This window comes from Arthrobacter sp. GMC3 (assembly GCF_002929305.1).
Taxonomy (GTDB): Bacteria; Actinomycetota; Actinomycetes; order Actinomycetales; family Micrococcaceae; genus Specibacter.
Window position 1 is genome coordinate 1 of the sequence record NZ_PJIO01000028.1, and the last position, 8241, is coordinate 8241.

Sequence of the window (8241 nt, forward strand, 5' to 3'; positions counted from 1 at the left end):
TGGTCCTGCCGGATATCATCGGCGGGGTGAACAGCGCCGGAAACCGAACCGGCATGAAGCTGCTTAACGACAGCTTCAACCTGTACGGCTATTTCGCCAAAATTCTGATTGCGCCGGTGTTCTGCACCCAGAAGAGTGTCGCAGTTGAGCTTATCGCCATGGCAGAGAAGCTGGGCGCGGTAACCTACATTGATGCGCCTGTCGGTACCACCTTTGCACAGGCTCTGGCAGGTCGTGGCCCGGAAGGCACCATCAACTTCAATACCAGCTCCGACCGCGTCCGTCTGTGCTATCCGCATGTGAAGGTATATGACCCGGTGACAAACACAGAGCGTCTGGAGCCGCTCAGCCAGCGTGCAGCAGGTCTGCGTGCCAGAGTCGATCTGGACAAGGGCTACTGGTGGTCATCCTCCAATCAGGAGATTCTGGGGATCACCGGCGTGGAGCGCCAGCTGTCCGCGATGATTGATGACCCGCAGAGTGAGGTAAACCTGCTTAACGAACAGGGGATCACCACGGTATTCAGCAGTTACGGCAGCGGCCTTCGTCTGTGGGGTAACCGGACGGCAGCATGGCCAACGGTCACCCATATGCGTAACTTTGAGAACGTTCGCCGCACCGGTGATGTGATCAACGAGTCCATTCGTTATTTCAGCCAGCAGTACATCGACATGCCGATTACTCAGGCGCTGATTGATGCACTGACGGAGTCGGTCAACGCCTACGGTCGCAAAATGACTGGTGATGGTGCGGTACTGGGCTTCCGTTGCTGGTTTGATCCGGCCCGCAATCCGGAGACGGAGCTGGCCGCCGGGCACCTGTTGCTGAGCTACAAATATACGCCACCACCGCCGCTGGAGCGACTGACGTTTGAGACTGAGATCACCTCGGAATACCTGTTAACCCTGAAAGGGGGCAACTGATGTCAAAGATTGAGATAAACCGCATCACGAATGCCAACATCTATCTGGATGGTACTAACCTGCTGGGACGGGCTGAGGAAGTTAAACTCCCCGATGTCTCCATGATTATGCAGGAACACAAGGCGCTGGGGATGGTGGGTAAGGTGGAACTCCCGGCTGGTTTTGACAAACTGGAAGGCGAAATCAAATGGAACAGCTTTTACCGCGATGCGATGCTGTCTGCCGCGAACCCGTACAGGTCGCTGGCACTGCAGTGTCGTTCCAGCGTCCAGCGCTACAGCTCGCAGGGGCTGATTGACGAAATCCCGCTGGTCACCTTCCTGACGATTATGTTCAAGAAGAACCCGCTGGGGACGTTCAAACAGCACGAGAACGCCGAGTTCTCCAGTAGCTTCACCTGCACGTATATCAGACAGGTACTGGATGGTGAAGAGCTGCTGCAACTGGACTATCTGGCCAACATCTTCCGGGTCGGCGGTGTTGATCAACTGACTGACTACCGTATCAATATCGGGGGCTGACGATGAGTGTTGAACTGACGGATAAAGGAAGACGATGTGCGGCACTGGGCATGTCAAATGGTACGTGGTTTACCCTCCTTGATATTCCGGGGGTGGAAACCCTTTTTAATACCCGTAAAACCAATGACCCGATTGACTGCACACGTTCAAAGGCCCGCAAACTGGCGGATTTGATTGAAGCATGGGAGCCTCCCGACCACTGGTTCTCCGGCACCGGCAAATCTGAGGGAAAGACGCTTCTCATCGCTTTCCTGCGTAACTGCAAGGGGTTTCGCACTTGCTGACATCACAGGGGCTCCGGCCCCTTCTTCTTAATCTCCTTTAATATCCGTCACGCGCTTCTCCCGACATACTGCCCTGAACTTACACAGGAGCACAATCATGTCACAGACCCCATCCGATACTTTTAAATTGTCTTATCCCTTCACCACTGCTGCAGGCACCAGAATTGAGCAGGTTGAACTGAAACGCCTGACGGTAAAAGACCTGAAGCAGGTGCGCAAAATCAGCAAAAACCCGGCAGACTGGGACGAACCGCTGATTGCCCGCAGTACTGGTCTTCTCCCGGAAGATCTCGACAATATGGATCTGGCTGATTACCTGCAGTTACAGAAACGATTTCAGCTCATCACGGGGATGGGTGAGAGCAACCAGGGCGCTGACGCAGGCGCAGGGGCTGCTGGCGAGATGGTTCCGGTTTCAGCCGGGGGAGATTGATGCCCTCGATACTGACGATCTGGAGATGTGGCTGGAGCAGGCTGAAGAGCAAATAAAAAGCGAGTACGGCGACAAATCATAGTACAGACAGCCGCCAGTAGCGGCTGTTCTGCGTTATCCCCTCACGTCTTTTCACCTTCCCCGGAGGTTAACCACTATGTCGGGACAGTTTTCAGTCGGCGTTGTTATCGGCGGGATGATTGGCAGCACATTCCGTTCTGCAATGAGCGGTACCCGCCGTGCGCTTGATTCCCTGAGCGATACCTCACGCCGCCTGCAGGAACGTCAGAACGCTTTAACCCGTGCAACAGAACGTTATGGTCAACTGGGTTCTTCCCGGATGCAGCATCTCAACAGCGAGCTGCTGCGGGTAAGCCGCACCATGGAGCAAATTGAGCGCCAGCAGCGCCGTCTGTCAGCGGCATCCGCTACCAGTGATGCGCTGAAAGCTAACCGCATGGCGCTGTATGGTCAGGGGATTGAAGCGTATGGCATGGCACAGACTGTTTATCATACGGTTTCCCCTGCCGTTCAGCAGTCCATGTCTTTTCAGGACAAAATGATTGATATGTCGATCACCGCAAAATATGACAATAAAACGCGGGATGCACTTGCCGGACAGATAAAAGGCTGGGCGCTTAAATACAATCAGTATCAGGATGAGCTGCAGGAGGCGGTGGGTTCACTCATCAGCGACAATATTGATAATGTGTCAGATATCGGTTTTCTGATGCCGGATATTGCCCGCGCGGCAACGGCAACACGCACGTCTGCTCAGGACTGGGCAAAAGTGGCCGCAGTCTGGCAAAACTCCCTGAAAGGTGCGGCCAGAGATTTTGGTGCCGTTCAGAATATTATGGCTTATGCCGGTGACCAGGGGTCATTTGAAATCCCGGATCAGGTCAAGTGGATGCAGTCCCTGGCCCCAATGATGGCGGGTATTGCCAGTGGAAAAGAAGCTGTTGCTGAAATCGGGGCCAGTCTCCAGATAGCAAAAATCGGTGCAGGTTCCACCGACGAAGCAGCCAATAATTTTAAAAACTTTCTTACCAAAATTTTTGCCCGCGATACTCAGAAACAGTTTGCTGATCTGGGTATTGATTTGCAGGGATCTATTGCGAGTTATAAAGCTGCGGGGATCTCTCCGATTGAAGGGATGTTGAGTGTTATAGAACGTTACCTCAATGCCAAAAGCCCCGAAGCGCTGGCCGGCTTCAAATCAGCCATGAAAATAAAGAATGATACGGCAAGAGATGAGGCACTTCAGGCTCTGGCGAAAAACTTTGGTCTGGGCGATATGTTCGCGGATATGCAGGTCATGGCATTTATCCGCCCGATGCTGGCCAACATGGACAGATATCGAGAGATCCGTGCCGGTGCTCTCAGGGCTGCGGATAACGATTTGCTTGCCAGTGCTTATGATCAGCGGCTGAAATCTCCCCTTGAAGCCACTAAAACACTTATGGTCAGCAGTCGCGATCTGGCAATTACGCTGGGCGATCAATTAGCTCCATCTTTTATTTCTTTGACTCAGGAACTGCTTCCACTCATTCAGGGGGCAAAACACTGGGTAGCGACTCACCCGCAATTTGTCAGTGGGGCTTTTAAGCTCATCAGTGCGCTCCTTGCGATTAAGATAGCGACTGTTGGTCTCAAACTGGGGCTGAATCTCCTTATTTCCCCCTTTGTAAGTGTCTGGAAAAATGCTGTTTTACTTCGGGGCAACTGGCTTCGTCTGTCGCTCGCACTGGGGCAAGGCGGTAAGCTCCGCTGGCTGGTGACCGGATTTAGCGCCGTCGCCAGAGGAGCCAGAACACTGAGTGGCGTGCTCTCCGGGGGGCTGGTTCGCGGAATTATGCTCGCCGGACGTGCTGTTCTCTGGATTGGACGTGCGCTGATGATGAATCCCATCGGTCTCGTTATCACCGCTGTCGCGGCAGCAGCTTACCTTATCTACCGCAACTGGGGGGCAGTCAGTGGCTGGTTTAAACAGCGCTGGGCAGACATTCAGGAAGCCTTTAACGGCGGCATTGTGGGAATTGGTAAGTTGCTGATTAACTGGTCGCCGGCAGGCCTGCTCTATAAAGCCTTTGCGGCTGCGCTGAAATATTTCGGCGTTGCTCTGCCGGCAAAGTTCACCGACTTCGGTGGCCATCTTATCGACGGTCTGATTAACGGTATCAAAAACAAATGGGGGTCGCTCAAATCCAGTGTAACCGGAATGGGTGACAGCATCAGTAGCTGGTTTAAACAGTGCTGGGCTGACATTCAGGAAGCCTTTAACGGCGGTATCGCGGGAACTGGTAAGCTGCTGATTAACTGGTCGCCGGCAGGTCTGCTCTATAAAGCCTTTGCAGCTGCGCTGAAATATCTTGGTGTTGATCTGCCGGCAAAGTTTACCGACTTCGGTGGCCATCTTGTCGATGGTCTGATTAACGGTATCAAAAACAAATGGGGGTCGCTCAAATCCAGTGTAACCGGAATGGGTGACAGCATCAGTGGCTGGTTCAGCGAAAAGCTGGGCATTCATTCGCCGAGCCGCGTGTTTATGGGCTTTGGTGACAATATCGCGCAGGGGGCCGCCATTGGCCTGCAGCGGACCACTCCGCTTGCAGCTCTGGCCGGGCAGCGAATGGCCAGTGAACTGCTCCCCAAAATGCCCGTGAGCATTCAGGGGCCAGAAATACGGGATAACACTTCAGGTGTTCGCTTCAGTATGCCGTTGCCCGATATCAATGGGTTTATGTCGTCTGCTAAAAATGCGATCGGAGCCGTAATCAATAGTTTGTCTTCCATGCCCGCTATTCCGCTCTCCACCCGGGCATCGATTTTACCAGGGCAACGTCTGGCAAATGAGATGACACCGGATGTTCCCCGTATCCCCTCGCCTGAAATCCTGGCTGCCGGATATTCAGGCCGTGGTGCAACTGCAACCGGCGGTGGAACGTCTGGTGGTATCCAGGTCAGCTTTAATCCTCAGTTTTTCCTCAATGGCAGGGAAACCACAGCGCCTGCAGGACTGACTGGTGCCCTGAATATGAGTCTGCATGAGCTGGAAAAAATGCTGGAGCGTCTGCTGGCTCAGAAACAACGTAAGGAGTACCGCTGATGTTTGCCGTACTGGGTGATATTGAGTTTGAGCTGATTACCTACTGGGACGGCTTCGAGGCCACGTTCGGCGTCGATTATGCGGAGCATGCCCGCATCGGGGGTAAGCCTGGCCTGCAGTTCGTCGGCGACAGGCTGGACGAAATCCAGATAAGTCTGGTCTTCCATCAGCATTATTGTGTACCCGATGTGGAGCTGGCGAGACTGCGAACAGCCATGAAAGCCCATCAGGCACTGGCGCTGGTCTTCGGCAACGGTGACTATCGTGGCTGGTTCGTGATTACCGATGTGACCGCAACCAGCGAGCAGACAGACAGCACCGGTAACGTGCTGGCTGTCAGTGCCACCGTGTCTCTCCGGGAATACACCGGTGATCCGAAAAATCCTCTGCAACCACCGGCAATACGCACGAAGCTCCCGGGTGTCGGGGCGGTCTCCGGTGCCATTCCTTCACCTTCAGGGGTGGCGCAGTTCATCCGCAACGGCGTCAACTATGCGAAACAGGCGCAGTCTGTACTCCAGACCACTATCAGCGCCGTTCGGGTGACACAGAAAATGAAGGATAACCCCGTTGTCGCACTGACCCGTGTGCCGGGGCTGATGAGCGGACTGGGTAATATCTCCGGGGCTCTGGGGAAAAGTGTTCCGGCGTTTAACGCACTCTCTGAATCCATGCCCGATGCCATCAGTCTGGCCAGAACAGCCAGCGAAGCAGCCACGTATGTACAGCAGGCACAGTCTGCGCTGAGTGGTGTGGACAAAAGAAATATTGCAGGTGCTCTGGATACCGTTTCCGGGCAGCTTAACGCCGCCGGCACAGCATTCAACCGCATGTCTCCGGGATTAAGTGCAATGGCCGCCAGAATACTGACGAGGAGTGTGTGATGTTTCTTGAACATGTTACCCGTGACGGAGAGCGCTGGGATTCGCTGGCATGGCAGTACTACGGTGACCCGCTGGGCTATCCCCGGATTATTGCCGCCAATCCGCACGTGGCCATCACGCCGGTGCTGCCCTCCGGGCTGTTGTTACTGATCCCGGTGATTGAGGCTGAAGAAGCCCGTACAGAAGAGGATATTGCCCCATGGCTGAGATAAACAGCACTGCGCAAGTCACATCAGCGTTAACCGGCGTCAGCGATGTGCTGACACCGGTGTTCACTCTGTGGTATCTGCAGAAAAACATCACCTCTGATATCGCGCCTTATGTCACCCGTGTGACCTGGAGCGATAACATCAAAAATGAGTCCGATACCATTGAGGTGGAGCTGGACGACACCGATGGCCGCTGGCTGGATAAGTGGTATCCGGGCAAGGGTGACACGCTGACGCTGAAAATGGGCTATCAGGGCGAGAAGCTGCTGTCCTGCGGTACGTTCTCTATAGACGAGATCGAAGTGAGTTCGCCCGCTTCCGTTGTTTCTATCCGTGGGGTGGCCACCTCGGTTAACAGTGCCCTGCGGACTAAAACCAGTCGTGGTTTTGAGAACACCACGCTGGCAGCTGTTGCGGGGCGGATTGCCAGAAAGCACCGACTGAAACTGGTGGGCAGCATTGAGTCCATCAGAATCGACCGGGTGACCCAGTATGCTGAAACCGACGTGGGTTTTCTGCGCCGGCTGGCCAGCGAGTATGGTTATGCAGTGAAAGTGGTCAGTGACCAGCTGATTTTTTCTCATCTGGCCACACTGCGCAGTCAGGAGCCGGTCAGGCAGTTAAAACCGCAGGATGTGGCCCGCTTTTCCCTGCGTGACACCATCAACCGGGTCTATAAATCTGCAAAGGTAAAACACCAGAAAAGCAGCAGTAAAAAACTGATCGTCTACGAAGCTGATGGTGGTACCCGTGAAAGCGACAAAAAGCTCAAAGGTGGTAAGGTTACCAGCGCTGACTCACTTAAAGTTAACAGCCGCGTCAGCGACCCGGACAGTGCCCGGATTAAAGCGGATTCAGCACTGGCCAGACATAACGAATACCAGCAGAACGGCTCCCTGACGCTGACGGGAACACCTCAACTGACAGCAGGCAACAAAATTGAACTGGTGGGTTTTGGGCAGTTATCCGGGCCATGGCTCATAACCACTGCCCGCCATGCGTTTGACCGTAACAGCGGCTACACCACAGAGCTGGAAGTGGCACGGGGGCCAGTCACAAGAGGGAAAAAACAAAAAACTCAGAAACTCACGGTTTATCACCCGGATGGCAGTACATCGACGGTGATTAAGGAGAAGAAAAAATGACTGGTGTCACTCGTCAGGTCGGTACGGTCAGTGCCGTTGATGCCGACAGGGTTCAGGCCCGCGTTCGTCTGCCTGAATGCGATAACCTGCGCACAAACTGGCTTAACGTGCTGCAGCGCAATACCCAGGATAACAAAGATTACTGGCTCCCTGACGTGGGGGAGCAGGTTGAGGTGCTGCTCGATGCCAACGGCGAGGATGGTGTTATTCTGGGCGCGGTGTATTCAGACGTCGATAAACCACCGTTCAGTGACAAAAATATCCGGGGAACCCGGTTTGCTGATGGTGCAGAGTACAGCTACAACCGGAAGACGCACACTCTGATCATCCGGGGCGGCATTGAGCATATTGTCATTGAGTGTGGTGCTGATGTGGTATTGAAAACACAGAAAGCCACGATTGACGCACCGGAAACCGAACTTACCGGAGATCTGCGTGTCAGGGGTAAGCTGATTTACGAAGGAGGCATGGCGGGTTCTGGTGGTGAAGGTGTTACCGCGACCATCCATGGCAATATCGAGATTAAAGGGAATGCCCATGCCACGGGCAGTATGTTGTCTGATGGCGAAAACTCCAGCCACCACTCCCACTGAGCTTTTTAAACGCCTTTAATATCAGCGTTCCCGCACGGGGGCAATACTGCCCCCATGAAAACAACCCCAGTATTCTGGCAACCAGACCTGCAGGCTCCCGGCGAAATTGTCCGGGGGCTGGATGATATCCGGCAGGACCA

9 protein-coding genes are annotated in these 8241 nt (G+C 54.2%); all 9 read left to right on the forward strand.

Annotation, left to right across the window (positions count from 1 at the left end; all coding sequences use genetic code 11):
- Positions 1–923: phage tail sheath subtilisin-like domain-containing protein (locus CXQ94_RS23405; protein ID WP_181034351.1), on the forward strand; the 923-nt coding region annotated here is incomplete at its 5' end.
- Positions 923–1444 (forward strand): phage major tail tube protein, encoded by a 522-nt coding sequence (locus tag CXQ94_RS23410; RefSeq protein WP_000034294.1) that lies wholly within the window; start codon positions 923–925, stop codon positions 1442–1444. The genes CXQ94_RS23405 and CXQ94_RS23410, both read left to right, overlap by 1 nt.
- Before the next feature lie 2 nt (positions 1445–1446).
- Complete coding sequence (locus CXQ94_RS23415; protein WP_000110119.1) at positions 1447–1728, forward strand: hypothetical protein; 282 nt, start codon at positions 1447–1449, stop codon at positions 1726–1728.
- Between the two features lie 97 nt (positions 1729–1825).
- Positions 1826–2161 (forward strand): phage tail assembly protein, encoded by a 336-nt coding sequence (locus tag CXQ94_RS23420; RefSeq protein WP_001513982.1) that lies wholly within the window; start codon positions 1826–1828, stop codon positions 2159–2161.
- A gap of 157 nt (positions 2162–2318) precedes the next feature.
- Positions 2319–5270 carry a phage tail tape measure protein gene (locus CXQ94_RS23425; RefSeq protein WP_104092543.1) on the forward strand — a complete coding sequence of 984 codons (2952 nt, stop codon included), beginning with the start codon at positions 2319–2321 and terminating at the stop codon, positions 5268–5270.
- Entirely contained in the window at positions 5270–6154 is an 885-nt protein-coding gene (locus tag CXQ94_RS23430) for a phage tail protein (protein WP_021552084.1), read from the forward strand. The genes CXQ94_RS23425 and CXQ94_RS23430 overlap by 1 nt, the downstream gene beginning before the upstream one ends.
- Complete coding sequence (locus CXQ94_RS23435; protein WP_000478224.1) at positions 6154–6366, forward strand: tail protein X; 213 nt, start codon at positions 6154–6156, stop codon at positions 6364–6366. The genes CXQ94_RS23430 and CXQ94_RS23435 overlap by 1 nt, the downstream gene beginning before the upstream one ends.
- Positions 6354–7508, forward strand: a complete 1155-nt coding sequence (locus CXQ94_RS23440; protein WP_000808006.1) for a phage late control D family protein — start codon at positions 6354–6356, stop codon at positions 7506–7508. Before CXQ94_RS23435 ends, CXQ94_RS23440 begins: the two co-directional genes overlap by 13 nt.
- Positions 7505–8101, forward strand: a complete 597-nt coding sequence (locus CXQ94_RS23445) for a phage baseplate assembly protein V (protein WP_000148265.1) — start codon at positions 7505–7507, stop codon at positions 8099–8101. The genes CXQ94_RS23440 and CXQ94_RS23445 overlap by 4 nt, the downstream gene beginning before the upstream one ends.
- Positions 8102–8241 lie beyond the last annotated feature (140 nt).